The sequence below is a fragment of the Nocardiopsis sp. LDBS0036 genome, from assembly GCF_041228755.1.
Lineage (GTDB): Bacteria > Actinomycetota > Actinomycetes > Streptosporangiales > Streptosporangiaceae > Nocardiopsis > Nocardiopsis dassonvillei.
On the sequence record NZ_CP141103.1, the window covers coordinates 174,738 to 198,814 of the forward strand.

Sequence of the window (24,077 nt, forward strand, 5' to 3'; positions counted from 1 at the left end):
CAATGACCACCACCACCAAGGTCACCGGCGAGGCGGTCTCCGCCCGCGGCGACCTCATCGGCCGCTACGGCCACCGCCTCAACGAGATCGGCCTCCTGGCCGCCATCCTGATCCTCTACGTCGTCCTCGGGCTCTCCGCCTCCGGGTTCCTGAGCCTGGACAACCAGCTCGGCCTGCTGCGCAACGCCGCCACGATCGGCATCGCGGCCTGGGGCGTCACCCTGGTGATCATCGCCGGGGAGATCGACATCAGCATCGGCCCGGCCGTCGCCTTCGCCTCGGTCATCGTGGCCAAGGGCGCCACCGAGTGGAACCTGGGCGTGATCGGCGCCATCGTGCTCACCCTGGCCATGGGCGTGCTGTGGGGCGCCCTCGCCGGGTGGCTCCGGGCCCGGTTCAACGTGCCCTCCTTCATCACCACGCTGGGGCTGTGGAGCGTCCTGGGCGGTATGGCGCTGTACATGACCGACGCGCTCCCCGTGCCGCTGCCCGAGAGCGGCCTGCTCGACGTGCTCGGCGGCTCCGTCCTGGGCGTCCCGACCGCCGCGCTGGTCATGCTCGTGCTCTTCGCGGTCTTCGCCTACGTCGCCAAGTACACCGCCTACGGCCGCTCCGTCTACGCCACCGGCGGCAACGCCGCCGCCGCGCAGCTGGCCGGGCTCAACGTGGCCCGGGTGCGCGTCCTGCTGTTCGCCACCACCGGCCTGCTCTCGGCCATCACCGGCGTGCTGCTCGCCGCCCGCCTGGGCTCGGGCAACGGCGGCGCCGCCGCGGGGCTGGAGTTCGACGTGATCGCCGCCGTGGTCATCGGCGGTACCGCCCTGGCCGGCGGACGCGGCTCGCTCGGCGGTACCTTCCTCGGGGTCGTCTTCATCACGGTCATCGCCAACGGCCTGGTGCTGCTCGGCGTCAACTCCTTCTTCCAGGACGTGGTGCGCGGCCTCATCATCGTGGGCGCCGTCCTGATCAACGTCGTCATCAGCAGGCGCAGCGCGGCCAACCGCCTCGCCTAGCCGCTCCGAACGGGGGAAACACAGTCATGAACACCACGGCCGCCGCCACCGCACTCCCCGAGACCATGCGCGGGGTGCGCCTGCCCGGGGACTCGACCGCGGTCCTGGACACCCTGCCCGTGCCCGAGCCGGGCCCCGGACAGGTGCTGATCCGGGTCGGCGCGTCGGGCATCTGCGGCAGCGACATCGGCTTCATCTACCACGAGCACAAGACGCACCGGGGGGTCGAGGGCCCCGCCTACCAGGGCGTCGTCGCGGGCCACGAGCCCTCGGGCACGGTCGTGCAGGCCGGGCCGGGGTGCCGCAGGTTCGGCCCGGGCGACCGCGTCATCGTGTACCACATCGCCGGGTGCGGGCTGTGCGACAACTGCCGCCGCGGCTTCATGATCAGCTGCACGGACCCCTCCCGGGCGGCCTACGGCTGGCAGCGCGACGGGGGCCACGCCGAGTACCTGCTGGCGGAGGAGTCCACCTGCGTCCCCCTGCCCGACGAGCTGTCCTTCGTGGACGGCGCGCTCATCGCCTGCGGGTTCGGCACCGCCTACGAGGGGCTGCGGCGCATCGGGGTCAACGGCGACGGCGACCTGCTCGTCGTGGGCCTGGGCCCGGTGGGGCTGGCGGCCGGGATGATCGGCCGGGGCATGGGCGCGGCCCGCGTGATCGGGGTGGAGCCCAACCAGCGCCGCCGCGAGTGGGCCGCCGGCCTGGACGTCTTCGACGCCCTGGCCTCGCCCGAGGAGGCGGCCGACGAGATCGCCCGCGTCACCTCCGGCCGGGGCGCGGCCACGGCCATCGACTGCTCCGGGTCGCGCCCGGGCCGCTCCCTGGCCCTGGAGAACGCCGCCGAGTGGGGCCGCGTCTCCCTCGTCGGCGAGGGCGGCGCCCTGGAGACCGAGGTGTCGGACACCCTCCTGCACAAGCAGCTCACCCTGTACGCCTCCTGGGTGACCTCGCTGCCCGCCATGGCGGAGCTGTCGGTGAACCTGGTGCGCTGGGGCCTGTCCCCGGAGCGGGTGGTCTCCGACCGCTTCGACCTCGCCGACGCCGACGCCGCCTACCGCCTGGCCGCGGGCGAGAGCCGCGGCAAGGTGTGCCTGGTCAACGGAGCCGAGAGGTGAGCCGCCCCGTCGAGGTGCGGCGCGACGCCTCCGGGGCGCACGAACTCGTGGTCCTGGACAACGGCGTGCTGCGGTTGACCGCCGCCCCCGCGCTGGGCGGGCGGCTCCTGTCGGTGCGCCACCGCGGCCGCGAGCACCTGTACCGCAACCCCCGCCTGCTGGGCGAGGACCTCCAGCCGGTGGAGGGCGTGGTGCTCGGGCCGGTGGACGGGCCCATGAGCGCGTGGAACAACGTCGGCGGCGACAAGACCTGGCCCGCTCCCCAGGGGTGGGACGGGCCCGACGAGTGGGCGGGGCCGCCCGACTCCGTGCTGGACTCGGGCCCCTACACCGCCGAGACCTCGACCGCCCCCGACGGCTCCGCCGTGCTCACCCTCACCAGCGGGGACGACCCGCGCTCGGGGCTGCGGCTCGTCCGCCGCCTGACCCTGGCGCCCGACAGCGCCGCCTACCGGCTGGACCTGGAGGCGGTCAACGTCTCCGGCACCACGCGCAGGTGGGCGCTGTGGAACGTCACCCAGCTCGACGGCGGTCCCGGCGGCTCCGGTGGCTCTCGTGGGACCGACGGGCCGAGCGGGTCCGACGGGCAGCAGGACGGGCCCGGCGGACCGGACGGCGCACGCGGGGTCTACGTGGGCGTGAGCGGCCCGGGCCCGCACACGGTTCCGCTCGTCGCGGGCAACGGCCGCCCCCGGGTGGTGGAGCACACGCCCTCCGTGGTGCGGGTCCCCCTCCAGGACGTGGTCGGCAAGGTCGGCTTCCCCACGGCCTCCGGATGGCTGGCCGACGTGGGCGCCGAGGGCACCCTCACCCAGCGCTTCGCCGTGCGGGAGGGGGCCGAGTACCCGGACGGCGGCTCCAGGGCCGAGGTGTGGCTCGAATGCCCCGTGGACCGGCCCCTGGAGCACCTGGGCGGGCTGTGCCCGGTGGACCGCGTCACCGAGGTCGAGGCGCTGGGTCCGCTCACCGAGCTCGAACCGGGGCAGTCCACCTCCCTCGCCGTCGAGTTCGGCTTCGGCACCGGCACGGGGCCGGTGACCGAGGTGACCCCCGACGGCTTCTGGAGCGAGGAGCCCCGCTGGGGCGCCCCCGAGCCGGGAGGGCGGCGCCTGGGCGGGGTCTTCACGTCCTCGCGCGCGGGCGCGCTGGTCCACCGGGCGTCCGGCCGCACGGTCGCGCACACCCGGCCGGGCGAGCCGGCGCGCTTCGACGCCGTGGTCCCCGAACCCGACACCGACACCGCGCCCGCCGTCGTGTTCGCGCCCGACCGGGCCTGAGCACCGCGGCGCAGCAGAGCAACGACCGCTCCCGGCCCGGCCGGGGACGCAGCAGAGGACGGAGCGACATGACACACACCAGGCACCGCGGAGTCACCGCCGTGGTCACCGGCGCGGCCCGCGGCATCGGGGAGGCCACCGCCCGCCGCCTGGCCGCCGAGGGCGCCTCGGTGGTGCTGACCGACCTGTCCCCGAGCCTGGAGGAGACCGCCGAACGCATCCGCGCCGAGGGCGGGCGCGCCCTGGCGGTGCGTGCCGACGTGAGCGACGAGGCCTCCTGGGACGGGGTCGTGGCGGCGGCCCGGGACGCCTTCGGGCCGGTGGGCGTCCTGGTCTCCAACGCCTACACCTTCGAGCAGGCGCCCGCCCACGAGACCACACTCGTGTCCTGGGAGCGCCAGCTCGCCGTCAACCTCACGGGCGCGTTCCTGGGGGTGCGCGCCTGCCTGGACGACCTCTCCGCCAGCGGCGGCAGCGTCGTCATCACCTCCTCGGTCCACGCCTGGTTCGGGCTCCCCGGCCGACCGGCCTACGCCACCACCAAGGGCGGGCTCACCGCCCTGACCCGCCAGCTCGCCGTCGAGTACGGGCCGCGGGTGCGCGTCAACTGCGTGCTGCCCGGCCCCATCCTCACCGCCGCCTGGGAGGGCGTGGGCGAGGAGGACCGCCGCGACAGCGTCGCGCAGACCGCCGCGGGCCGCTTCGGCGACCCCGACGAGGTGGCCTCCGTCATCTCCTTCCTCGCCTCCGCGGAGGCCTCCTACGTCACCGGGACGAGCCTGCCGGTCGACGGAGGGTGGAGTATCTACAAGGCGTCGTCGTGACGGGACGCCCGGAACGGAGGAAGTGATGGCGGCCTACTCGGGGCGCGGTGTGCACGGCCAGACGGTGCGGTTGCTGGGGGAGCGCGTGCTCTCCGGACGGATCGGCGAGGGGGAGACGATCGACCTGGCCGCGCTCAGCGGCGAGCTCGACCTGAGCCTGACCGCGATCCGCGAGGCGATCAAGGTCCTGGCGGCCAAGGGCCTGGTCGGCTCCCGGCAGAAGAAGGGGACGTTCGTGCGCCCCCGCGGCGACTGGAACCTGCTCGACCCGGACGTGGTCCGGTGGCGGATCGCCGCGGGCGCGGGGGACGTCTTCTTCGGCGAGCTGGCCGAACTGCGCGACGCCCTCGAACCCGCCGCGGCGCGCCTGGCCGCGCTGCGCCGCACCGACGCCGACGTCGCCGAATTGCGCGCGGCGCTCACCGACATCGCCGACACCGGCCGCGGCCCGGCGGAGGAGGCCGCGCGGGCCGACCTGCGCTGGCACCGCGCGCTGCTGGCGGCCACGCACAACGAGCTGTTCACCCGCACCGACGTCTTCTTCGCCGCGGGGCTCTCCGAACGCGACCGCCTGGTCCACGGGGGCGCCCACGACGACCCGGTGCCCACCCACGGCGCGGTCACCGATGCCGTCGCCGCGGGCGACCCGCGCGCCGCCGAGTCCGCCATGCGCTCCCTGCTGGAGCAGGCCAGGGAAGACCTCCTCCGCGTCACCGAGGACGACGCGGCCGTAGACGATCTGGAGACACCTCAGTGAGAATCACCCGTATCGAGACCTTCCTGGTCCCGCCCCGGTGGCTGATGTGCCGGGTGGAGACCGACGACGGCGTCGTGGGCTGGGGCGAGCCCGTGGTGGAGGGGCGCGCGGAGACCGTGCGCGCCGCGGTCGAGGAGCTGTCCGAACTCCTCCTGGGCCAGGACCCCGCGCCCATCGAGTACCACTGGCAGCGCCTCACCAAGGCCGCTTTCTACCGGGGCGGGCCCATCCTGTCCAGCGCCGTCGCGGGGCTCGACCAGGCGCTGTGGGACATCGCGGGCAAGCGGCTGGGCGTCCCCGTCCACCGGCTCCTCGGCGGCCCCGTCCGCGACCGGGTGCGCGTGTACGGCTGGGTCGGCGGCGACGACCCGGCCGAGCTGGCGGAGGCGGTCGCGGCCCGCGTGGAGTCCGGTCTCACCGCCGTGAAGATGAACGCGTCCGGGGTGATGGGGCGCTCGGCCACCGTGCGCGAGATCGACGGCGTCGTGGAGCGACTGGCCGGGGTGCGCGACGTGCTCGGCCCGGACCGGGACGTGGCGGTGGACTTCCACGGCCGCTTCAACGCGGCCACCGCCCGCCGGGTCCTGCCCCTGCTGGAGCCCCTGCGCCCCATGTTCGCGGAGGAGCCGGTCCTGCCCGAGTACGGGCACCTGCTCGGCGACGTCGTGCGGTCCAGCCCGGTGCCCATCGCCACCGGCGAGCGCCTGTTCGGCCGGACCGAGTTCCTGCCCGCGCTCCAGGCGGGGGTCGCGGTCGTCCAGCCCGACCTCTCCCACGCGGGCGGGGTTTCCGAGGTGCGCCGGATCGCCTCCCTGGCCGAGACCTACGACGCCCTGCTGGCCCCGCACTGCCCGCTCGGCCCCGTGGCCCTGGCCGCGAGCCTGCAGGTCGCCTTCGCCACGCCCAACTTCCTCATCCAGGAACAGAGCATGGGCATCCACTACAACCGCGACGCCGAACTGCTCGACTACGTCCTGGACACCGAGGTCTTCGCCTTCCCCGACGGGCACATCCACCGCTCCGAGGCCCCGGGGCTGGGCGTGAGCGTGGACGAGGACGCCGTGCGCGCGGCGGACCGGATCGGCCACCGCTGGAGGCCGCCGGTGTGGAGCCACCAGGACGGGTCCTTCGCGGAGTGGTGAGGAAGGGAGTGACGCGCATGCTGTGCGAACCGTGGAGCACCGACCGCTTCGAACTGGGGGAGGGGCTGCGCCTGCGGGGCCGGGACCTGTTCATGGTGGACATCCTCACCGGCCGCCTCCTGCGGCTCGACCCCCGCACGCCGGGCCCGGCCGAGGTGGTCGCCGCCCTCGACGTCCCCCTGGGGGCGGTCGCCCCCGTCCGGGGCGAACCGGGGAGGTTCGTCGCGGCGGCGGGCACGGGCGTGGCGCTGCTGTCCGAGGGCGGCGCACCGGAGTGGCTGGCCAGGCCCGAGGACGGCGCGGCCACGCCGATGCGGATGAACGACGGCTGCTGCGACCCGAGCGGGAGGTTCTGGGCCGGGTCGATGGCCTACGACGGCACCCCCGGGGCCGGTTCGCTCTACCGCGCCGACCCCGACGGCCGGGTCACCCGGGTCCTGGAGGGCTACACCGTCCCCAACGGTCCCGCCTTCACCGCCGACGGCGCCCGCATGTACCTCGCCGACAGCGCCGAGGGCCGCATCGACGCCTACGAGATCTCCCCGGACGGCGCCCCCGGTGCGCGGACCGTCTTCGCCCGGGTCGGGGACGGCAGCCCCGACGGGATGCAGGTCGACGCCGAGGGGCACCTGTGGGTCGCGGTCTGGGGCGCGGGGAGGGCGCACCGCTACGACCCCGACGGAACCCTGGAGCGCGTGGTGGACCTGCCCGCCGCCCAGCCCACCAGCGTGTGCGTCGTCGACGCCCCCGACCCCCGGCTGTTCGTCACCTCAGCCGCGACCGGCCTCGACCGCCCCGGGCCCGGCGACGGCGCCCTCTTCTCGGTTCCCGTGGACGTGTCCGCCCCCGCGGCCCAGCCCTTCGGAGGAAACCCGTGACGCCCCAGGTCACCTGTGTCGGCGAGACCATGCTGCTGCTCACCGCGGCCGAACCGGTCCCCCTGGACGGCGCCCCTCTCCTGTCCATGGGCACCGCGGGCGCGGAGTCCAACGTCGCGTGCGCCCTGGCCGCCCTCGGGCACCGGGCCGCCTGGCTCAGCGGCGTGGGGGACGACCCCTTCGGGCGGGTGGTCACCCGGAGCCTGCGCGAACGCGGCGTGGACGTGTCCGGCGTGCGGACCGACCCCGACCGGCCCACCGGCCTGCTGGTCAAGGACCCCTCACCCTCGGGCAGCGCGGTCCACTACTACCGCGCGGGGTCGGCCGCCTCAGCCATGGGCCCCGAACTGGCCGAGCACCCCCTCGTCCGGACGGCGGGGGCGGTGCACCTGTCGGGCGTCACCCCGGCGCTCTCGCCCGGCTGCGACGCCCTGGCCGAGCGCCTGCTGGCCGACCCCGGCCTGACGGTGAGCTTCGACGTCAACCACCGGCCCCGCCTGTGGAAGGAGGGGCAGGCGGCCCCCCGCCTGCTGGAGCTGGCCCGGCTCGCCGACGTCGTCCTCGTCGGCAGGGACGAGGCCGAGGAATTGTGGGGCACCCCCACCGCCCGCGACGTCCGCGCGCTCCTGCCCGACGTGGACCGCCTCGTGGTCAAGGACGCCGAGCACGGCGCCACCGAGTTCCACAGCGAGGACGAGGAGTACGTGCCCGCTCCGGCGGTGGAGGTGGTCGATCCGGTGGGAGCCGGTGACGCCTTCGCCGCCGGGTACCTGGCGGGAGGGCTGCGCGGCCTCGACGCGCGGGGCCGCCTGCGGCTGGGGCACCTGTGCGCCGGGCGCGTCCTGCGCGTGGTGGGCGACCTGGCCGACCCGCCCCCGGCGGGGTCGGTGGACGAACTGCTCGCGGTCCCCGACGACCGGTGGACCGACCAGGCTTCGGCGGCCGTGGCCGCGGTGAGAGGAGAAGGACATGAGTGACCAGGGACTGGACGGGCTGTTCGGGGGACACCGCGTACTGGCGATCCTGCGGGGCATGCCGGTGGACACCACGGTCGAACTGGCCGAGCGCGCGTGGGACCTGGGCGTCACCGCGGTCGAGGTGCCCGCCCGCGACGCCCAGGGCCTGGAGGCGCTGCGCGCGACCGTCAGGGCTGGGGCCGAGCGCGGCCACCCCGTGGGCGCGGGCACGGTGATCACCCCCGAGCAGGTGCGCGACGTGGCCGACGCCGGTGCCGCCTTCACCGTCGCGCCGGGCTTCGACGCGGAGGTCATGGCCGCCTCGGAGGCGGCGGGGATGCCCCACCTGCCCGGTGTGGCCACCCCCAGCGACATCCAGGGCGTGATCAGGGCGGGCGGCCGCTGGGTGAAGGCCTTCCCCGCCACGTCGCTCGGCACGGCGTGGTTCCGCGCCATGCACGGGCCCTTCCCCGAGCTGCGGATCGTGGCCACCGGCGGCATGGACGCCCGCAACGCGCGCGAGTACCTCGACGCGGGGGCGCGGATGGTGGCGGTCGGCTCGGCCCTGGCCGACCCCGAGCAGATCCCCCTGCTGGCCGAACTCGTCTGAACGCGCCCGGCGCCCCGGGGCCCGGGGGCTTCCCGAGACCGGGGCGCCTCCTGGGCTCGGGGAGTCCTGGGCCTCTGGGACCTCTCCGCGACCCCGGGGCCCGGGCGCCCAGTCCTCGGGACTCACGCGGGGCCTGCGCGGCCCGGGGAGCCTGCAACCCCGGCCCGCCGGGCCGGGGCTTGCGGAGTCCGGGGCCTCAGGCGTCCTCGGGCGGTTCCGGGTCGGTGGCCCTGGTCAACAGGGCCGCGGACTCCTCGTCCAACCGCAGGTGGTTGGCGGGCAGGAGGTCGGCCAGCTGGCCGGTGTCGCGGGCGCTGGCCAGCACCGAAGCCACGGACGGCCGGTCCGCCAGCCACGCCAGCGCCACGGCCGCCTGGGGGGCCCCGCACCGCTCGGCGACCGTGTCCAGGGCCTCCAGCACCCGCCGACCGCGCGGTTCGTCCAGGTAGGCGCGGGCCTTCCCGGCGCGCGGGCTGTCCACGTCGGCCGAACCCGGCCGGTACTTGCCGGTGAGGAACCCCCGGGCCAGGCCGAAGTAGGGCAGCAGCGCCAGACCGCGTTCGCGCGCCAGCGGCACCAGGTCGGCCTCGATCCCGCGTTCCACCAGGTTGTACAGGGGCTGCACGCACACCGGGGCGTGCAGGCCCCGCTCCTCGCACACCTCCAGCCACGCCCGGATGCGGCCGGGCTTGTGGTTGGACAGCCCCACGTGGCGCACCACGCCCTCGTCCACCAGCTCGGAGAAGGCCTCGGCGCTCTCGGCCAGCGGGGTCTCGGCGTCGTCGAAGTGCGCGTAGTACAGGTCGATGGTCTCCACGCCCAGCCGTTCGAGCGAGGCCTTCGCGGCGGCCTTGACGTTGGACGCGGACAGGCCGCGGAAGTCGGGGTGCTCGCTGACCTTCGTGGCGATCACCATGTCGGCGGGGCGTCCGCGCGAGGCGAGCCAGCGGCCGATGACCGTCTCGGACTCGCCGCCCCGGTGGCCCCCGACCCACGCGGAGTAGGAGTCGGCGGTGTCGAGGAAGTTCCCGCCCGCCGCGGTGTAGGCGTCCAGGATCTGGAAGGAGGCGTGCTCGTCCGCGGTCCAGCCGAAGACGTTCCCGCCCAGGCACAGGGGGGACACGCGCAGGGATGACCCTCCCAGTTGGCGAAGCCGTACGTGGTTCATGTTCGCCCCGCTTTCGTCGAATGGTGGATGCGCCGACAGGCTAGGCCAGCATGTGCCGGGAAACCGGTGTTTCCTCCCTTCTCGGGGTGTCACACCGGGTGGCCGTGGCCGGAAGCGGTCACCTTCCGGCCGCGCGGCCGGGTCGTCCGCGGGCCGCTGGGTAGGCTTCCCGTGCCCCAGCAGTGACGCGGCCGTGAGGTGACCCTTGAGCGACGACAGGCGTGACGACGAACGGTCCGCGGGCACCCGCAGCACCGCGGGGGGCGTCTCCGGCCACGGGGCGCTGCTCCAGGGCAGGGACTTCTCGTTCACCGTCCTCCAGGGCGGGGCCCGGGAGGGGAGCGGGACCGAAGCTCCGCCGCGCTACGCGGTCCCCGCCCCGCCGCTCTTCGTCAACCGCGTCCGCCAGCTGGCCCGGGCCCGCGCCTTCGTCGCCGACGGCGGCGCCCACGCCCGGGTGCTGGTCGTCCAGGCGTCGCACCGGGGCGGCGGGGCCAGCGCGTTCGGGCTCAAGGCCCTGCACGACTCCTACTCCGAGGACCCCCACCGCTTTCCCGGCGGCTACTTCTTCGCCGACGTCGAGCGCGACGGGGTCATGGAGTCCGTCAGCGAGATCCTGCGCCGGGCCGAGGTCCCCGAGGAGGAGATCCCGGCCGCCCAGGACCGGCGGCGCCAGCGGCTGCGCGGCGAGTTCGACCGGCGCGGCGCGGTCGCCGTCATGGTCGACGGCCCCGGTTCGGTGAACGACGTCCTGCCCTTCGTCGCCACCAGCCCGGGGAGCCTGACCCTGGTCGCCACCGCGCACGACCTCGACCTCGGCGAAGCCCTGCCCCACGTCCACGAGGAACTGGTCGAACTCGACGCGCTGGACGAGGAGCACTCCGCCGAACTGCTGTGCGCCAAGGCGCGTCTGACCCCCGGCCGCGAGGACGAGCGGGCGGCGGTGGCCGCACTGGTCCGGCTCGCCGGAGGACGGCCCGAACTGCTGCTGCGCTACGCTCGCAGGCTCTCCCGGGCCCGCCGCCGGATGGGCGTACCGGAGGCGCTGGAGGCCGTGTACCGGGAGGCGGTCGGGGAGGCGTGTCCCTCCGGGGCCTCGCCCGGGCTGTGGCCTGGTGGGAGGAGCGCCCACGAGAGGCCGTCCACCGGCGCGACCCCCGACGGGGAGCCGGGAAGCGTCCCCGGCCGCAGGACGCGCGACTCAGGGGAGGAGCCGGACCGGCCCCGGCCGGTCGGTCAGAAGCACGCGTCCGCTCCAGGACCGCGGAGCGATGGGGGGACCGCTGACCGAAGGCCCTCGGACGGCGCGACCTCCGACGGGGGATCGCGAACCGTGCACGGGGACGCCGAGGAGCCCCGGGAGCGTGCGGAGTCCGTGGCCGAGGTGGCTCCCGGGGCTCTGGCCGTCGCGCTGGCCTGCCACCCCGACACCGACTTCGGGGAGGCGCTCGCCCTGCGGCTGGCCCGCCTCGGACCTCCGGCGGAATGGGGGCGGGGGCCCGAGGCGGCGGGCGGGAACGGCGCCGACGCCGACGCGGTGCGGGAGGCGCTGGCCGTGCTGGTCGAGGAGGAGGTCCTGACCGTGTCCGGGGAGGGCTCCGGGCGCCGCCACCGGTTCCTGTCCGCGCGCGTCCGGCAGACCTGCGCAGCGCGGGCGCTCGACCGGGACCGGATCCTCCGGGAGGTGCTCACCCACTACTTCGAGCGGGCCGCGGCGGCCCACCGGCTGCTGCTGTCCGGCCGCTGGCTCCAGGCCGACCTCGACGGCCGCTCGGCCTTCCCAGCAGGCGCGGCCACCGCGCACGCCTTCGCTGACCGTGAGGCCGCCCGCGCCTTCCTGGACACCGACCGCGCGGCCCTGCGCGCCACCGTCATCGAGGCGTCCGGGCGCGGCGAGTACGAGCGCGCCGCCGAACTGTGCGAGCACCTGTGGGCCCTGTGGTTCACCTCCGGCCGCTTCGCCGACGTGGTCGACACCCACACCGAACTCCTCAACCAGACCCTGGGCACCCACCGGCTGTCCCCGGCCCGGCTCTCGCGGCTGTGCGTGCAGCGCTCCATCGCCTACCGGCGCGACGACAGCCTCGCGCGGGCCCGCGAGGACGCCGAACGGGCCCTGGAACTGGCCCGCGCCGTCGCACCGCCGCAGCCGCTGGTGCTGCTCACCGCGCTGGAGGCGGTCGGCGACGCCGCGCTGCGCGGCGGCGGGACCGAGGAGGCGGCCGACCGCTTCGCGGAGGCGCTGGAGGCCGCCGGGGTCGCGGGCGACCCGCGTGCGGTCCGCAACGCGCTGCGCAAGCTCGGCGGGGTGCGGCTGGAGCAGGGCAGGGACGCGGAGGCCGAGGAGCTGCTGGTCCGGGCCTTGGACCCGGCCGCCGGGGACCCGGCGGACGACCTCCAGAACCGGGCGCGGCTCGGCGCGACCCTGGGCGACCTGCTGCTGCGGCGCGGCCGCCGGGACGAGGCCCTCGACCGGTGGGCGCGGGCCGCCGAACTGCACGGGCGCCTCGGTGACCACCGCCGGGTCGGCGACATGCACCTCAGGCGGGCCGAGGCCCTGGAACCGGTGGACGCCGCCGCCGCGCGCGCCGCGCTGGAGGAGGCCCTGGCCGGGTACGAGGCGGCCGAGGACCTGCGGCAGGCCGAGCGGGTGCGCGCCCGGCTGGAGGCGGGGCCGGGGAGGTGAGGGCCGCCGGTCCCCTTTACCGAACCGATCTCCGCTGCCGCCGGGGAACCGGCCTACACACCACGACCTCCGCGGCGTCGTACCGCCGGGTCCGGGGTTCGTCGGCGTGCGTGACCGTGTGCGGTCGGCGCAGGGACAGCCGAGCCGTGACCGCTGGTTCGGTCGGGTGACGGGCCCTCGCCCGGACGCCCGGGCGGGGGAGTGCCCGACCCCTAGAGGCCGTGGGCGGAACGGCGCGCCTCGGCGTAGCGCTCGCGCACGTGCGGCGCGTCCACGGGCTCCGCGGCGGCCTCCGGCTCGCCCGGGTCCCAGGTCGGCGCCTCGGCGGTCCCCGCCAGCGTCCAGGCCGCCTGCCGGGCGGCGCCCACGGCCACGTACTCGGCGGGCCTCGGCACGACCACCCGCGCGCCCAGGACGGTCGGCGCGACCGCGCGCACGGCGGCCGACCGGGCCGCCCCGCCCACGAGCAGCACCCGGCTGACCGGGATCCCGGTGTCGGTCATCGCGGACAGCCCGTCGGCCAGCCCGCACAGCATGCCCTCCACCGCGGCGCGGGCGATGTTCTCCGGGCGCATGTTGGACCGGCGCAGCCCGTGCAGCGAACCCGCGGCGTCGGGCAGTACCGGCGTGCGCTCGCCGTCCAGGTAGGGCAGCAGCACGACGCCCTCGGCGCCCGGCTCGGCGGCCAGTGCCAGCTCGTCCAGGCCCGCCAGGTCCACGCCCAGCATCGCGGCGGTGGCGCCGAGCACCCGGGCCGCGTTGAGGGTGCACACCAGCGGCAGGTACCGGCCCGTCGCGTCGGCGTACCCGCAGATGATGCCGCTGGGGTCCTGGGTGGGGCCCTCGCTCACGGCGAACACGGTGCCGCTGGTGCCCAGGGAGACCACCGCGTCCCCCGGGCGCAGTCCCAGGCCCAGGGCGCTGCCCATGTTGTCCCCGGTGCCCGGGGCCACCAGCGCGCCCGAGGGGGTGCGCCCCACGGCCTCGGCCGGTCCGGCCACGCGCGGCACCCGGATCTCGCGTCCGAAGGCCCGCGCCAGCAGGTCGGGGCGGTAGGCGTCGTCGGTCGCCGACCAGTAACCGGTGCCGGAGGCGTCGCCGCGGTCGGTGGTGGGCTCGGATCCGGCTCCGGTCAGCCGCCAGGTGAGCCAGTCGTGGGGGAGCATCACCGCGGTCGTGCGGTCGGCGTGCTCCGGCTCGTGCCGGGCCAGCCAGCGCAGCTTGCTCACGGTCAGGCTGGCGTTGGGCACGTTGTCCACGGCCTTGGCCCACTCGGCGGGGCCGCCCAGCTCCTCGATCAGGTCCAGGGCCGTCCCGGACGAACGGGTGTCGTTCCACAGCAGCGCCGGGCGGACCACCGCGCCGACCTCGTCCACGGCGACCATGCCGTGCTGCTGTCCGGCGACGGAGACGGCGGCCACGTCGTCGAGCAGGCCGGAGGAGGCCTGTTCCAGGGCCGACCACCAGGCGTCGGGGTGGACCTCGGTCCCGTCGGGGTGCGGGGCGCGGGCCTCGCGCACCACCGCGCCGCTGTCGGCGTCGCAGACCACGACCTTGCAGGACTGGGTCGAGCTGTCGATTCCGGCGACCAGGGGCATGGTTCTCGCTCCGTGAGGGCAGGGTGGGGGTGGCAACCCCCACAACCTAGAGGATCGGGGCGGGTGCTGGAAAGCGTTGTCACTGTCCGTTGTCCCGTTGTGACCGTTTTCCATCACGGTGCTCCCCGGCTCGGCGGCCTTTAGGCAACTAAACCGATAGGGAATGTGGTTAACTGCGCTCATGGCAGTCAGCGCACCACCACCGCACCCGCGGGCGACCGTCTTCGACGAGCGGTGTCAGCGGCCCGTGTGACCGACAAGGACCGCTCACGACCTTCCGAAGGACCACGCCATGACCGACACCGCAGCAGCGCCCGCCGCGGCGCCCACCCCGCTCACCCTGGACCGCCTGTCCGAGCTGACCGCCGAGGTCGCCCGGGAGGTCCGGGAGGGGCTCCACGAGGTCCGCTTCGACGCACGGAACCGCTGGTCGGTCCGGCTGCGCGCCGACGACCACACCGACGTCTGGCTGATCTCCTGGACCCCCGACCAGTCCACCCGCCTGCACGACCACGCCGGTTCGCTCGGCGCGCTCACGGTCGTCGCCGGGGACCTGGTCGAGCGGTACTGGGACGCCGGGCTGCGCGAGCGCGCCCTGCCCGACGGCGGGGGAGGCCGCTTCCCGCTCGGCCACGTGCACGACGTCGTCAACGCCTCCGACTCGCCCGCCGTGAGCGTGCACGCCTACTCGCCGCCGCTGACCGCCATGCACTACTACGAGGTCGGCGGCGACGGGGCGCTGCGCCGCACCCGGAGCGTCCTGACCACCGACCCCGAACCGGACGCCCCCGTCCTGGAGGACGTGCCCGCCAGGGGAGGCCGCCGGTGAGCGCCGTCGAACGGCTCCTGGAGAGCGGGCGCGCACGTCTGGACCGGCTCTCGCCCGCCGAGGCGCTGGCGGCCCAGCGGGCGGGCGCCCTGCTGGTCGACACCCGCCCCGCCGTCAACCGCGAGGCCGAGGGGGAGATCCCCGGTGCGCTGGTGATCGACCGCAACGTGCTGGAGTGGCGGCTCGACCCCACCAGCCCGGACCGGATCCCCGAGGCCGACTCCGCGGACCGGCTCGTCGTGCTGTTCTGCAACGAGGGCTACGCCTCCAGCCTGGCCGCCGTCCAGCTCCAGGAGCTGGGCCTGACCCGGGCCACCGACATGGTCGGCGGCTACCGCTCCTGGCGGGCCCGGGGGCTGCCCGTCACCGGGCCCGCGCTCGGCGGCTGACACCCCCGGACCCCGACCCGGTGCCCTCCGCGCGGCCCCGCTCCCGGGGCCGCGCGCGGGCTTCTCAGGCCCCGACGGCGGACACCGACGCCGGAGGCCCCTCGTAGACGTAGCCGACCCTGCGCACGGTGGTGATGAGGCCCCCGGCGGGGCCGAGCTTGCGGCGCAGCCGGTGGACGTGCACGTCGATCGTGCGCGAGCTCTGTCCCCTCCGCGCGCTCCACACCCGCTCCAACAGCTCCTCGCGGGGGATGGCGCGTCCGGGCGAGGCGGTCAGGCAGTCCAGCAGCTCGTACTCCTGGTAGGTCAGCTCGACCTCCCTGCCGCCCGACCAGACCCGGCGGGCGCCGCGGTCCACGAGCAGCCCGGCGCGAACGCGGGGCGGCGGCCGGTCGGGTGTGCGCGGCTCGTCCACGACGACGCCGTAGACCAGCATGTACCTGTCGCCGCCGGGCAGCGGCAGCACGCCGAGGAGCGAGTGCTCGGAGCCGGGTCCACCGGCCGTGGGCGGCGGGTTCCGGGGCGGTGCGGGGGCGGGTGGTGCGCCGAGAGGGCTGTGTGCGCTGGGCATGCTCCCCATGATGCGCGCATAACCCTATAATTTCTACCGCTTTAGTGGGGAATATGATCCGTGTGGCCGATGCCACGTGCTCGGAGTCCGAGAAGTGATAATTCCTACCAATTCGGTGGATTAGGCTCTGATCAGCCCCGCGGTACCCCACACGGTCCGCGGAGCCGCACCCTCGCCGGCACCCGTACCGGCCGCCGCGGGGCCCGTCCCCGCGATCCTCCATCCACGATCACGAAGGAGCGCACCATGCGCACGACTCCAGCCGCACTCGGAGCAGCCGCCCTCACCCTGGCGCTCGCCGCCTGCGGCGCGCCCAGCGAGCAGGCCGCCGAGTCCGGCGGCGAGGGGGACGTGCTGCGGGTGGGCGTCAGCCCGGTGCCGCACGGCGACATCCTCGCCTTCATCGAGGAGAACCTCGCCGAGGAGGCCGGGCTGAACCTGGAGATCGAGGAGATCTCCGACTACAACGTCCCCAACACCGCCCTGGTCGAGGGAGAGCTGGACGCCAACTACTTCCAGCACCGCGCCTTCCTCAACGAGTGGACGGCCAACGGGCCCGACGCCGAGCTCACCTACCTGACCGACGTCCACATCGAGCGGCTCGGCCTGTACTCCGAGAGCGTCGAGAGCATCGACGACCTGCCCGACGGCGCCGAGATCGCGGTCCCCAACGACCCGGCCAACCTCGCCCGCGCCCTGGGCATCCTGGAGGCCGAGGGCCTGGTGACCGTCGACCCCGAGGCCGGGGAGTCCGCCACCGAGAAGGACATCGTCGACAACCCGCGCGACATCACGGTGACCCCGCTGGAGGCCGCGCAGCTGCCCCGCTCGATCTCCGACGTGGACGCCGCGGTGGTCAACGGCAACTACGCCATCGAGACCGATCTGCCCGAGCAGTCCAACGTCCTGGCCTGGGAGCCCGAGGGCGACGACTACGTCGAGTCCTACGCCAACGGCCTGGTGACCCTGGCCGAGAACGCCGAGGACGAGCGCATCCAGCTGCTCGCCGAGCTGCTGCACGACGAGCGGGTCCTGGAGTTCATCCAGGAGTCCTGGCAGGGCGTGGTCCTGGCCGTGGACGCCGAGGGCGACATCGTCGAGACCGCTGCCGGCGACGACGCCTCCGAGAGCCCCGAGGCCAGCGCCGACGACGCCACCGAGAGCCCCGAGGCCGACCAGGAGTAGCCGGGGGTTCACAGGTACGGGTCGGCGCCCCAGCAGGGACCGCCGCCCGCACACCCCGTCCGTTCGCGAGGGCGGTGGAGCGGTCGGCTCCACCGCCCTTCGCCGTGTCCGGAGGTCGGGGCCGGACGGGTCGCGCGGCGGGAACGAGTCCGGAGCCCCCTGGCGCGCGACGCGCCCATCAGGCGGAGCCCGACCCCGGACGCGCCCGCACGGCGGACCGGATCAGCGTGCCCGGGTGGCGGACTCCGGGCGCCCCGTGCGCTCCCGCGCCGGGTTCCACCCGTCGTCCCCGGCCAGGTAGGCCTCGATGGTGTGCCGGGCGGCCTCGGTCGGGTCCATCTGCGGTCGGTCCGCGGTGACCAGCGCGCCGGGACCGGAGTTGCGGTACTCCAGCATCCGGAACCGGCGCCAGTCGTGGCCGGAGGCCATCGCGATCCAGCCCTCCCCGCGGAAGTGGCGGCCCATCCAGGAGTCGCGCACCAGCACCCGCGGCTCGGCGTCCGGATGCGAGCTGGGCACCCACGGGCGGCCCAGGTAGACGGTCCCGGCGGGGGCGTCACCGGTGAAGCGGCCGCGGGTGACCAGGAAGCCGAACTCCCGGCCGGGCCGGGTGCTCGGCGCGGTCACGTAGCCGTTGTCGGTGTCGCTGCCCCGGCCCAGGGAGTGGAACACGCACCCGTCGAACACGGCCGTGGCCCGGCCGAAGACGAAGTCCACGTCGCCCTCGACGTAGCAGCCGCGGTAGTACTGCCGCGCGGGGGTGTCCGCGTCCGGCGAGTCCGCGTACAGCGTGTCCTGGTGGCCCAGGAAGCGCACGTTGTCGAAGACCAGCCGGTCCCCGGTGGCGCGCAGCGCGACCGCCTGGGTTCCGGTGACGCCGGGGTGCTCCTCGCGCAGCCAGGAGTTCGCGAAGGTCAGGTCGCGGGCGTGCGTGCCGTCCCCGGAGATGAGGACGCTGGCGCTGCCGGACGTGCCGTGGACGCCCCCGCCGGGCCCGGGGGTGCCCGCCGCACGGTCGTAGGTGAGGACCACGTCCCGGGGGTCGCCGGTCGCGCCGAGCAGGGTGATCCCGGGTTTGTCCGCGGGAACCACCACCGGCTCGCGGTAGACGCCCGCCCCGACGCGGATGGTGACGCGTTCGTCGCCGCCCGCGGGCACGGCGTCGATCGCGGCCTGGACCCCGGTGTGGTCGCCGGAACCGTCGGCGGCCACGGTGATCACCCGGCCCTCCGCTCCGGGGGCGGCGGGGGAACTGCGGCGGACCATGGGCAGGCCCCTCTCCTGGGGTGAGCGCTTTCGCCAAGGGCGGTGCCGGTACTGCAACCGATTGCAGAACTGTCCCCGACGCGGCCGCGCCCCGTCAACCCCTGAGCGCGTCGAGGGGCCCGGCGCGACCGCCGGGCCCCTCGTCACGTGTGTCCGGGTCTAGGTGCGCACCAGCGGGGTGTCCACCAGGTGCTCGGCCACGAACCAGGCCTGGAGCTCGTTGGTGCGGATCACGTCCGACACCAGCAGGTCGTTGGTGCCGTCGTCCCCCAGCTCCTGTGTGCGCGCGGCGGCGTCGTGGCAGTCCTCCAGGATCGTCTCGTGCGCCTCCAGCAGGCGGGAGAGCATCGCGGGCACCTCCTCGGCGCCGTTGGGCGGGCGCGGGATGTTGGTGATCTCCGCGACGTGCCGGGGGTCGCCGACCGCCACCCCGCCGAGGGTCTGCACGCGCTCGGCCAGGTCGTCGATCAGCGCGGTCTGCTCGCCGGCGTGCTTGTCCATCAGCAGGTGCAGCTGGTAGAAGGTGTGCCCGCGCATGAGCCAGTGGTGCTTCTTGTACAGGTCGTGCAGGATGCGCGTGTCGCACAGCACCTGGTTGAGCCGCTGGCACGAGTACATCCGGGTGTCGTAGGACAGCCCGACCGGGAACTGGCGGACCGTCCCGAACTCCTGGATCTCCTCGCCGCTCTGGTGCAGCCACGGCTGGCTGCTCCTGGGCTTGGGTGCTCCGGTCTTGCGCTCTGCGGTCGTCACTCTGGTCCCCCTCCAGTCGGTGTGACTCGTGTCGCGGGGAGCGCGCACGGTGGCCGCGCTCCGCCTGCCAGTCTCGGCTACCCACCGCTTCCGGGGGTCTAACCCCGCGCCAACCGAGGGTAAGTTTCGTGTGCTTTCACTGGTCGGAGCGGTCCGCCGGGGCCGGGGCGGCGTGTGCCGGGCCGCGGCGCACCGGGACCGTCGCAGGCGGACGCTAGTGTCCGGCCGGAGCATCCCCGTGAGAGAGGAGTCCCATGAGCTGGGACGTACTGCTGACGTCGGCGCCCGCGGAAGCGAGGTCCGTCGACGACCTCCCCGAGGACCTCGGGACCGAGTCCATCGCGCCGCTGCCGCGGCTCCTGGCGACGCTGCGCGAGGCCTTCCCCGAGGCGGACCTGTCCGATCCGGCCTGGGGCCACCTCCGGGACGAGGAGCAGGGGTGGAGCGTGGAGCTCAACATCGGCGCGGAGGATCCGGTCAGGACCGTGATGCTCCACGTCCGCGGCGGCGACGCCGTGCCCGCCATCCTCCGCATGGCCCAGGTGCTCGGCTGCCGCGCCCTCGACTGCTCGAGCGGCGACTTCCTGTGCGAGGACGGCGACGGCGGATGGGAGTCCTTCCGGGAGTACCGCGACCAGGTCCTCCAGCAGACGCCACCGGAGGGGACCGGGCCGTCCACGGCGCCCTGATCCGCGCCGGAACCGGTCAGGGCGCGATCGCGCAGGCGGTCTCCAGCACGAACCGCTGCCAGGGCCGGTGCGGGTCGTGCCCGGTCAGCTCCCGCACCCGGCGCAGCCGGTAGCGCAGCGTCTGGGCGTGCACGTGCAGCGCCTGCGCGGCCGTGGTCGCCGCGCCCTCGCGCAGGTAGGCCCGCAGCGTCTCCAGCAGGTGGGCGTTGCCCTCGGCCAGCAGCGGCCCCAGCACCGTGCGGCGGACCGCGGCCGGGGCGACCGGGCCGCCGTTGAGCAGTGCCAGCACGCACGCGTCGGAGGTCCCGAGCAGCCCCCGGGAGTCGAAGGCGTGCGCGGGCGCGGTCTCCAGGGCGCCGTCGGCCAGCCGGTAGGCGGCCGACATGTCCGTCAGCGCGCGCGGCTCCAGCACGCACCCGCGCCAGGGGCGTCCGCCGAGCACGGCGGCCACCCGGTCGGCGTCGTCGGGGCGGACCAGCAGCACCACGCGTCCCGAGCGCGTGGTCACCAGCGGGTCGGCGCCCGCCGGTTCCACCAGGCCCAGCAGTTCCATCCCGGCGGCGAGCGCGGCCGACCGCGGCGCCCCGTCGCAGGGGCCGCCGTCGGCCTCGGCCACCACCAGCACCGCCGGGTCGGGCGGGGCGATGCCCAGGGTCCGCGCCCGGTCGCGGATGGCCCCGCGCGAGGCCTGCCGTCCGATCAGCAGGTCGTCCAGGAAGGCCCGGCGGGCCCGCTCCAGGTCCGCGTCCAGGCGGCGCGCGGCCTCGGCGTGGCCCGCGGACAGGCTCTCGGAGATCTGGTCGATCGAGGTCAGCCACAGTTCGCCCAGGGCGAACACGTCGGCGGCGTCGAGCCGGTCGGAGGCGAGTTCGGCGACCAGGCGCACCGCCGCCGCCGAGCCCACCCGGTGCGCGCGCACCACCGCGCCGATCGAACGCCCGTCGGCCGCCCGGGACCGGCCGATGCCGCGCAGCCGCTCCACGTCCTCCGGCGGCAGCCGCGTCGCCCCGGCCGCCCACAGCTCCAGTGAGCGGCCCATCAGCCACCCGGTGATCGCCCGGACCTCGGTGAGCTGGGACCCGTGCAGCGCGCGGTAGGCCGGGACCTCGGCGTGCACCTCGGCGACGATGCGCTCGACCAGCCCGGCCCGCTCCCGCGCCAGCTCGGCGCCGACCCGGGCACGCTGTTCGTGTCCCATCGCCCCACCTCCAGAACGGCCAGGGAAGCCTATCGGCAAGCCCTCGTGCGCAGGGGAGGGAAGAGCGTGCGGGCAGGACCGGCCCCACCGGGGTAGGGGGAGAGAGGAGAGAACACAGTGACGAGTGGGAGGCGCCGCCGGGGCGGAGGACGGCACCGGGGGAACCCCGTGCCGCTCCCACCGGCGGCTCCCTCCGCCCGCGCGGAGAACTCGGTGTCCGGGATGTCCCCACACGTCGGCTGTCACCGGGCGTGAACGGTAAAAAGCCCGCACAGCCACGGCGCATCTGGGACCGCGACCCGCCCGGACGTGGCAGTATGCGACTGCGGTAGGGGGAAGACCGCATGTTGGAAGAGCAAGGCAGACCGTTCGGAGCCGACGGGGGATGAGACAGATGCAGCAGACGACCGTTCCAGAACTCACTCTGGGTAATGGCCTGCGCATTCCGCAGCTGGGCTTCGGCGTGTGGCAGGTGTCCCAGGAGGAGGTCGTGGCGGCCGTCTCCACCGCGCTGGAGGCGGGCTACCGCAGCATCGACACCGCGGCCGCCTACGGCAACGAGGAGGGGGTGGGCGAGGCGCTGCGCCGCTCGGGCCTGGAGCGCGGCGAGCTGTTCGTGACGACCAAGCTGGCCAACCCCGACCAGGGCTACGACGCCACCCTGCGCGCCTTCGAGGCCAGCCTGGGACGCCTGAACCTGGACACCGTCGACCTGTACCTCGTGCACTGGCCCATGCCCCGCCGGAACCTGTACGTGCCGACCTGGAAGGCGCTGGAGCGCCTCTACGCCGAGGGCCGCGTCCGGGCCATCGGCGTGTCCAACTTCCAGCGCCCGCACCTGGAGCGGGTCATGGAGGAGGGCGGCATCACGCCCATGGTCAACCAGATCGAGCTGCACCCGCTGCTCACCCAGGCGGACATGCGCTCCTTCGACGCCAAGCACGGCATCGTCACCGAGGCGTGGAGCCCCCTGGGGCAGGGCAAGCTGCTCGGCCACCCGACCGTCGTCGCGGTCGCCGAGGCGCACGGGCGCACGCCCGCGCAGGTGCTGCTGCGCTGGCACATCCAGCTCGGCAACGTGGTGATCCCCAAGTCGGTGACCCCCGAGCGCATCCGCTCCAACTTCCAGGTCTTCGACTTCGAGCTCTCCCGCGCGGAGATGGACCGCATCAGCGGGCTCAACACCGACAGCAGGTTCGGCCCCGACCCCGACGACTTCGACGGCGCCTGAACCTCCCCGCCGCCCGCCGGGGCCAGGAGGGGCCCTCCTAGCCGCGCAGCTCCCGGTGCCTGCGGGCCCCGGCCAGGACGGCCTCGGTGCCGTTGCGGCGCATGCGGCCGACGTAGACGGCGCCGCCGACGAAGATGGCGGCGAAGACCCCCAGCACGGCGACGAGGGCGAGGGCGGACAGCAGCACAGTGATCGACATGCGCTCATCGTAGCCGCACGTGCGGCGGGTTCCCAAAGGGCCCGTCCGTGACGGTCGGCGGGCGCGACACGGGCAGGAGGGGCCGCCGATGGGCCGGACACCGCACGAGATCGTCAACCCGCTCACCCTCGCCGAGCCGACGGGGTCCTCCCACGCGCTCGTGGTCAGCCCCGGGCGGGTGGTCCACGTCGGCGGGCAGCGCGCGCACCGCCCCGACGGCAGGATCGTCGGGGAGGGCCTGGCGGAGCAGTTCGACCGCGCGCTCGCCAACGCGGTGGAGGCGCTGCGCGCTGCGGGAGCCGAGCCCGCCCACGTGGTGGACATGCGCGTCTTCACCACGTCCATGGCGGCCTACCGTGCCCACGGCCAGAGCATGGGCGCGGTCTACCGGCGGCACATGGGCCGCTTCCACCCGCCGACGACGGTCCTGGGGGTGGTGGACCTCCTGGACCCCGACGCCGTGGTGGAGGTGGCGTGCACCGCCGTGGTCCCCGACGCGGCCGGGAGCGGACCCCTGCGCGCGGAGCAGGTGTGGAGACCGGTCGAGGAGGCCGGACGGCCCGGGGTCACCGTCTCCTCGGACGGGGTCGGTCCGCTTCCGGCCCGGGAGCGTCCGTAGCGCCCCCGGTGCCGCGTTCCGGGGCCCGGGCGGGAGCAGCGGCGGCGGCCTCGGCCCGTCGCCCCGGTAGCCGGTCGGGGGTGCTCGTGGTGGAACCGGCCGTGCGTTTCGGTTCCCGGTCGGGAGCGCCGGTAGCCTTCGCGTCCGTCCGGGCGGCCCGGCTCCCGGTCCCCCCGGTGCTCACCAGCACCACGGCCACCGCGCACACCGCCATCCCCGCCAGGGCGGCTGGCCCCACGGGATCGCCGAACATCAGCCACGACCACACCAGCGTGGTGGGCGGGGTCAGGTACAGCAGGGCCGACACCCGGGCCACGCCCGAGCGGGCCAGGACGGCCCAGTACAGGCCGTAGCCGCCCAGGGTGGACAGCACCACCACCCACGCCACCGCCGCCCAGAACCCGGGGTCGGCGGGCGGCGCCAGCGTCCCGGTGACCGCGGCCAGCCCCGTGAACAGCACCGCGCTCACCGCGCACTGCACCGCCAGGGCCTGCACCACCGAGCCCCCGGGCCGCGCGCGGCGCTCCAGCAGGGTCGCGGCCACCAGGGACAGCATCGCCCCGAACGGCAGCAGGTAGCCCCACCACGGCGCCGCGCCCGGCCGGAACAGGTCCGCGCCCACCACCAGGCCGACCCCGCCCAGCCCCAGCGCGAGGCCCGCCAGCTGGCGCGGCCGCACCCGTTCGCCCAGCAGCGGGACGGCCAGGGCGGTCGCCACCAGGGGCTGGAGGGCGGCCACCAGCGCGCTCGTCCCGGCGGCCACGCCCGCCTGCGCGGCGGCGAACACCCCGTACAGGTACCCGGACTGGGCCAGCAGGCCCAGCACGGCGTGCGCCGCCAGGTCCCGCCGGGACATCCGCGGGCCCCGCCACAGCCACCACCCCGCCAGCAGGGCGGCCACGACCAGGAAACGCCAGGCCAGCAACGTGGTCGCGGGCGCGTACCGGGTGCCCAGATCCGCGCCGACGAAGCCGGAGCTCCACATCACCACCAGTCCGGCGGCGAGCAGGAGGGGCGGTACGGAGCGGCGGGGACGTGTCTCGGTGTGTTCCATGCGGGCAGGTAAACACACCGGTCGGTATACTCACAATGTAGTCCGAACGAGGCGCCCCGGCGGCGGG

At 75.2% G+C, this 24,077-nt stretch carries 24 protein-coding genes; 16 read left to right on the top strand and 8 right to left on the bottom strand.

Going from position 1 to position 24,077, the window contains the following annotated elements; genetic code table 11:
* The first annotated feature begins 2 nt into the window (after nucleotides 1–2).
* The 9 genes from UIS43_RS00595 to UIS43_RS00635 all read left to right on the top strand — a co-directional run bounded on the left by UIS43_RS00595 (nucleotide 3) and on the right by UIS43_RS00635 (nucleotide 8,575).
* Nucleotides 3–1,013, top strand: a complete 1,011-nt coding sequence (locus UIS43_RS00595; RefSeq protein ID WP_013152414.1) for an ABC transporter permease — start codon at nucleotides 3–5, stop codon at nucleotides 1,011–1,013.
* Nucleotides 1,014–1,039: 26 nt separating this feature from the next.
* Entirely contained in the window at nucleotides 1,040–2,131 is a 1,092-nt protein-coding gene (locus UIS43_RS00600) for a zinc-binding dehydrogenase (RefSeq protein ID WP_013152415.1), read from the top strand.
* The gene (locus tag UIS43_RS00605) at nucleotides 2,128–3,408 is read left to right on the top strand and encodes a hypothetical protein (RefSeq protein WP_013152416.1); all 1,281 of its coding nucleotides are present in this window, start codon (nucleotides 2,128–2,130) and stop codon (nucleotides 3,406–3,408) included. Before UIS43_RS00600 ends, UIS43_RS00605 begins: the two co-directional genes overlap by 4 nt.
* Before the next feature lie 68 nt (nucleotides 3,409–3,476).
* Entirely contained in the window at nucleotides 3,477–4,232 is a 756-nt protein-coding gene (locus tag UIS43_RS00610) for an SDR family NAD(P)-dependent oxidoreductase (RefSeq protein ID WP_013152417.1), read from the top strand.
* 25 nt (nucleotides 4,233–4,257) lie between these two features.
* Nucleotides 4,258–4,989, top strand: a complete 732-nt coding sequence (locus tag UIS43_RS00615; RefSeq protein ID WP_370012167.1) for a FadR/GntR family transcriptional regulator — start codon at nucleotides 4,258–4,260, stop codon at nucleotides 4,987–4,989.
* Complete coding sequence (gene dgoD / locus UIS43_RS00620; RefSeq protein WP_013152419.1) at nucleotides 4,986–6,131, top strand: galactonate dehydratase; 1,146 nt, start codon at nucleotides 4,986–4,988, stop codon at nucleotides 6,129–6,131. Before UIS43_RS00615 ends, dgoD begins: the two co-directional genes overlap by 4 nt.
* 17 nt (nucleotides 6,132–6,148) lie before the next feature.
* Nucleotides 6,149–7,009, top strand: coding sequence for an SMP-30/gluconolactonase/LRE family protein (locus UIS43_RS00625; RefSeq protein ID WP_013152420.1), 861 nt, complete (start codon nucleotides 6,149–6,151; stop codon nucleotides 7,007–7,009).
* A complete protein-coding gene (locus tag UIS43_RS00630; RefSeq protein WP_071621797.1) occupies nucleotides 7,006–7,986 on the top strand; it encodes a sugar kinase in 981 nt (326 codons plus the stop codon). Before UIS43_RS00625 ends, UIS43_RS00630 begins: the two co-directional genes overlap by 4 nt.
* On the top strand, nucleotides 7,979–8,575 hold the full coding sequence (locus UIS43_RS00635; RefSeq protein WP_013152422.1) for a bifunctional 4-hydroxy-2-oxoglutarate aldolase/2-dehydro-3-deoxy-phosphogluconate aldolase: 597 nt from the start codon (nucleotides 7,979–7,981) through the stop codon (nucleotides 8,573–8,575). The genes UIS43_RS00630 and UIS43_RS00635 overlap by 8 nt, the downstream gene beginning before the upstream one ends.
* 196 nt (nucleotides 8,576–8,771) lie before the next feature.
* On the opposite strand, the gene UIS43_RS00640 is transcribed toward UIS43_RS00635, so the two are convergent.
* Nucleotides 8,772–9,743, bottom strand: coding sequence for an aldo/keto reductase (locus tag UIS43_RS00640; protein WP_071621799.1), 972 nt, complete (start codon nucleotides 9,741–9,743; stop codon nucleotides 8,772–8,774).
* 205 nt (nucleotides 9,744–9,948) lie between these two features.
* Between UIS43_RS00640 and UIS43_RS00645 the strand changes: the two genes are divergently transcribed.
* Nucleotides 9,949–12,429: a hypothetical protein gene (locus UIS43_RS00645; RefSeq protein WP_370012169.1), complete on the top strand. Its 2,481-nt coding sequence runs from the start codon at nucleotides 9,949–9,951 to the stop codon at nucleotides 12,427–12,429.
* Between the two features lie 212 nt (nucleotides 12,430–12,641).
* On the opposite strand, the gene xylB is transcribed toward UIS43_RS00645, so the two are convergent.
* Nucleotides 12,642–14,027, bottom strand: a complete 1,386-nt coding sequence (xylB, locus tag UIS43_RS00650) for a xylulokinase (RefSeq protein ID WP_071621801.1) — start codon at nucleotides 14,025–14,027, stop codon at nucleotides 12,642–12,644.
* 292 nt (nucleotides 14,028–14,319) lie between these two features.
* On the opposite strand from xylB, the gene UIS43_RS00655 reads away from it, so the two are divergent.
* Nucleotides 14,320–14,856, top strand: coding sequence for a cysteine dioxygenase family protein (locus tag UIS43_RS00655; RefSeq protein ID WP_013152426.1), 537 nt, complete (start codon nucleotides 14,320–14,322; stop codon nucleotides 14,854–14,856).
* Nucleotides 14,853–15,245, top strand: a complete 393-nt coding sequence (locus UIS43_RS00660; protein ID WP_013152427.1) for a rhodanese-like domain-containing protein — start codon at nucleotides 14,853–14,855, stop codon at nucleotides 15,243–15,245. Before UIS43_RS00655 ends, UIS43_RS00660 begins: the two co-directional genes overlap by 4 nt.
* Before the next feature lie 64 nt (nucleotides 15,246–15,309).
* On the opposite strand, the gene UIS43_RS00665 is transcribed toward UIS43_RS00660, so the two are convergent.
* Nucleotides 15,310–15,816: a winged helix-turn-helix domain-containing protein gene (locus UIS43_RS00665; RefSeq protein ID WP_041552496.1), complete on the bottom strand. Its 507-nt coding sequence runs from the start codon at nucleotides 15,814–15,816 to the stop codon at nucleotides 15,310–15,312.
* 246 nt (nucleotides 15,817–16,062) lie between these two features.
* Here UIS43_RS00665 and UIS43_RS00670 point away from each other — a divergent pair, with 246 nt between their 5' ends.
* A complete protein-coding gene (locus tag UIS43_RS00670; RefSeq protein WP_013152429.1) occupies nucleotides 16,063–17,001 on the top strand; it encodes a MetQ/NlpA family ABC transporter substrate-binding protein in 939 nt (312 codons plus the stop codon).
* A 222-nt stretch (nucleotides 17,002–17,223) separates the two neighbouring features.
* Here the strand turns inward: UIS43_RS00670 and UIS43_RS00675 are convergent, their stop codons facing one another.
* Nucleotides 17,224–18,267 carry a pectinesterase family protein gene (locus tag UIS43_RS00675; protein ID WP_013152430.1) on the bottom strand — a complete coding sequence of 348 codons (1,044 nt, stop codon included), beginning with the start codon at nucleotides 18,265–18,267 and terminating at the stop codon, nucleotides 17,224–17,226.
* A gap of 159 nt (nucleotides 18,268–18,426) precedes the next feature.
* On the bottom strand, nucleotides 18,427–19,020 hold the full coding sequence (locus UIS43_RS00680; RefSeq protein ID WP_013152431.1) for a Dps family protein: 594 nt from the start codon (nucleotides 19,018–19,020) through the stop codon (nucleotides 18,427–18,429).
* 254 nt (nucleotides 19,021–19,274) lie between these two features.
* On the opposite strand from UIS43_RS00680, the gene UIS43_RS00685 reads away from it, so the two are divergent.
* Nucleotides 19,275–19,709 carry a hypothetical protein gene (locus tag UIS43_RS00685; protein WP_013152432.1) on the top strand — a complete coding sequence of 145 codons (435 nt, stop codon included), beginning with the start codon at nucleotides 19,275–19,277 and terminating at the stop codon, nucleotides 19,707–19,709.
* 16 nt (nucleotides 19,710–19,725) lie between these two features.
* Here the strand turns inward: UIS43_RS00685 and UIS43_RS00690 are convergent, their stop codons facing one another.
* Nucleotides 19,726–20,907: a CdaR family transcriptional regulator gene (locus tag UIS43_RS00690; protein ID WP_013152433.1), complete on the bottom strand. Its 1,182-nt coding sequence runs from the start codon at nucleotides 20,905–20,907 to the stop codon at nucleotides 19,726–19,728.
* Nucleotides 20,908–21,301: 394 nt separating this feature from the next.
* On the opposite strand from UIS43_RS00690, the gene UIS43_RS00695 reads away from it, so the two are divergent.
* On the top strand, nucleotides 21,302–22,138 hold the full coding sequence (locus tag UIS43_RS00695; protein WP_041552498.1) for an aldo/keto reductase: 837 nt from the start codon (nucleotides 21,302–21,304) through the stop codon (nucleotides 22,136–22,138).
* Nucleotides 22,139–22,175: 37 nt separating this feature from the next.
* Here the strand turns inward: UIS43_RS00695 and UIS43_RS00700 are convergent, their stop codons facing one another.
* Nucleotides 22,176–22,337, bottom strand: coding sequence for a hypothetical protein (locus UIS43_RS00700; RefSeq protein WP_167539491.1), 162 nt, complete (start codon nucleotides 22,335–22,337; stop codon nucleotides 22,176–22,178).
* Nucleotides 22,338–22,425: 88 nt separating this feature from the next.
* Here UIS43_RS00700 and UIS43_RS00705 point away from each other — a divergent pair, with 88 nt between their 5' ends.
* Entirely contained in the window at nucleotides 22,426–22,956 is a 531-nt protein-coding gene (locus UIS43_RS00705) for a RidA family protein (RefSeq protein WP_071621804.1), read from the top strand.
* On the opposite strand, the gene UIS43_RS00710 is transcribed toward UIS43_RS00705, so the two are convergent.
* Nucleotides 22,904–24,010, bottom strand: a complete 1,107-nt coding sequence (locus UIS43_RS00710; protein ID WP_071621805.1) for a DMT family transporter — start codon at nucleotides 24,008–24,010, stop codon at nucleotides 22,904–22,906. The two genes, UIS43_RS00705 and UIS43_RS00710, sit on opposite strands and share 53 nt — an antisense overlap.
* Nucleotides 24,011–24,077 lie beyond the last annotated feature (67 nt).

What these genes read in the sequence shown, in the direction of transcription:
- UIS43_RS00595 (WP_013152414.1), top strand. Translation starts at nt 3, where the DNA reads ATGACCACCACCACCAAGGTCACCGGCGAGGCGGTCTCCGCCCGCGGC.
- UIS43_RS00600 (WP_013152415.1), top strand. Translation starts at nt 1,040, where the DNA reads ATGAACACCACGGCCGCCGCCACCGCACTCCCCGAGACCATGCGCGGG.
- UIS43_RS00610 (WP_013152417.1), top strand. Translation starts at nt 3,477, where the DNA reads ATGACACACACCAGGCACCGCGGAGTCACCGCCGTGGTCACCGGCGCG.
- UIS43_RS00615 (WP_370012167.1), top strand. Translation starts at nt 4,258, where the DNA reads ATGGCGGCCTACTCGGGGCGCGGTGTGCACGGCCAGACGGTGCGGTTG.
- UIS43_RS00625 (WP_013152420.1), top strand. Translation starts at nt 6,149, where the DNA reads ATGCTGTGCGAACCGTGGAGCACCGACCGCTTCGAACTGGGGGAGGGG.
- UIS43_RS00635 (WP_013152422.1), top strand. Translation starts at nt 7,979, where the DNA reads ATGAGTGACCAGGGACTGGACGGGCTGTTCGGGGGACACCGCGTACTG.
- UIS43_RS00640 (WP_071621799.1), bottom strand. Translation starts at nt 9,743, where the DNA reads ATGAACCACGTACGGCTTCGCCAACTGGGAGGGTCATCCCTGCGCGTG.
- xylB (WP_071621801.1), bottom strand. Translation starts at nt 14,027, where the DNA reads ATGCCCCTGGTCGCCGGAATCGACAGCTCGACCCAGTCCTGCAAGGTC.
- UIS43_RS00655 (WP_013152426.1), top strand. Translation starts at nt 14,320, where the DNA reads ATGACCGACACCGCAGCAGCGCCCGCCGCGGCGCCCACCCCGCTCACC.
- UIS43_RS00665 (WP_041552496.1), bottom strand. Translation starts at nt 15,816, where the DNA reads ATGCCCAGCGCACACAGCCCTCTCGGCGCACCACCCGCCCCCGCACCG.
- UIS43_RS00670 (WP_013152429.1), top strand. Translation starts at nt 16,063, where the DNA reads ATGCGCACGACTCCAGCCGCACTCGGAGCAGCCGCCCTCACCCTGGCG.
- UIS43_RS00675 (WP_013152430.1), bottom strand. Translation starts at nt 18,267, where the DNA reads ATGGTCCGCCGCAGTTCCCCCGCCGCCCCCGGAGCGGAGGGCCGGGTG.
- UIS43_RS00685 (WP_013152432.1), top strand. Translation starts at nt 19,275, where the DNA reads ATGAGCTGGGACGTACTGCTGACGTCGGCGCCCGCGGAAGCGAGGTCC.
- UIS43_RS00690 (WP_013152433.1), bottom strand. Translation starts at nt 20,907, where the DNA reads ATGGGACACGAACAGCGTGCCCGGGTCGGCGCCGAGCTGGCGCGGGAG.
- UIS43_RS00695 (WP_041552498.1), top strand. Translation starts at nt 21,302, where the DNA reads ATGCAGCAGACGACCGTTCCAGAACTCACTCTGGGTAATGGCCTGCGC.
- UIS43_RS00700 (WP_167539491.1), bottom strand. Translation starts at nt 22,337, where the DNA reads ATGTCGATCACTGTGCTGCTGTCCGCCCTCGCCCTCGTCGCCGTGCTG.
- UIS43_RS00705 (WP_071621804.1), top strand. Translation starts at nt 22,426, where the DNA reads ATGGGCCGGACACCGCACGAGATCGTCAACCCGCTCACCCTCGCCGAG.
- UIS43_RS00710 (WP_071621805.1), bottom strand. Translation starts at nt 24,010, where the DNA reads ATGGAACACACCGAGACACGTCCCCGCCGCTCCGTACCGCCCCTCCTG.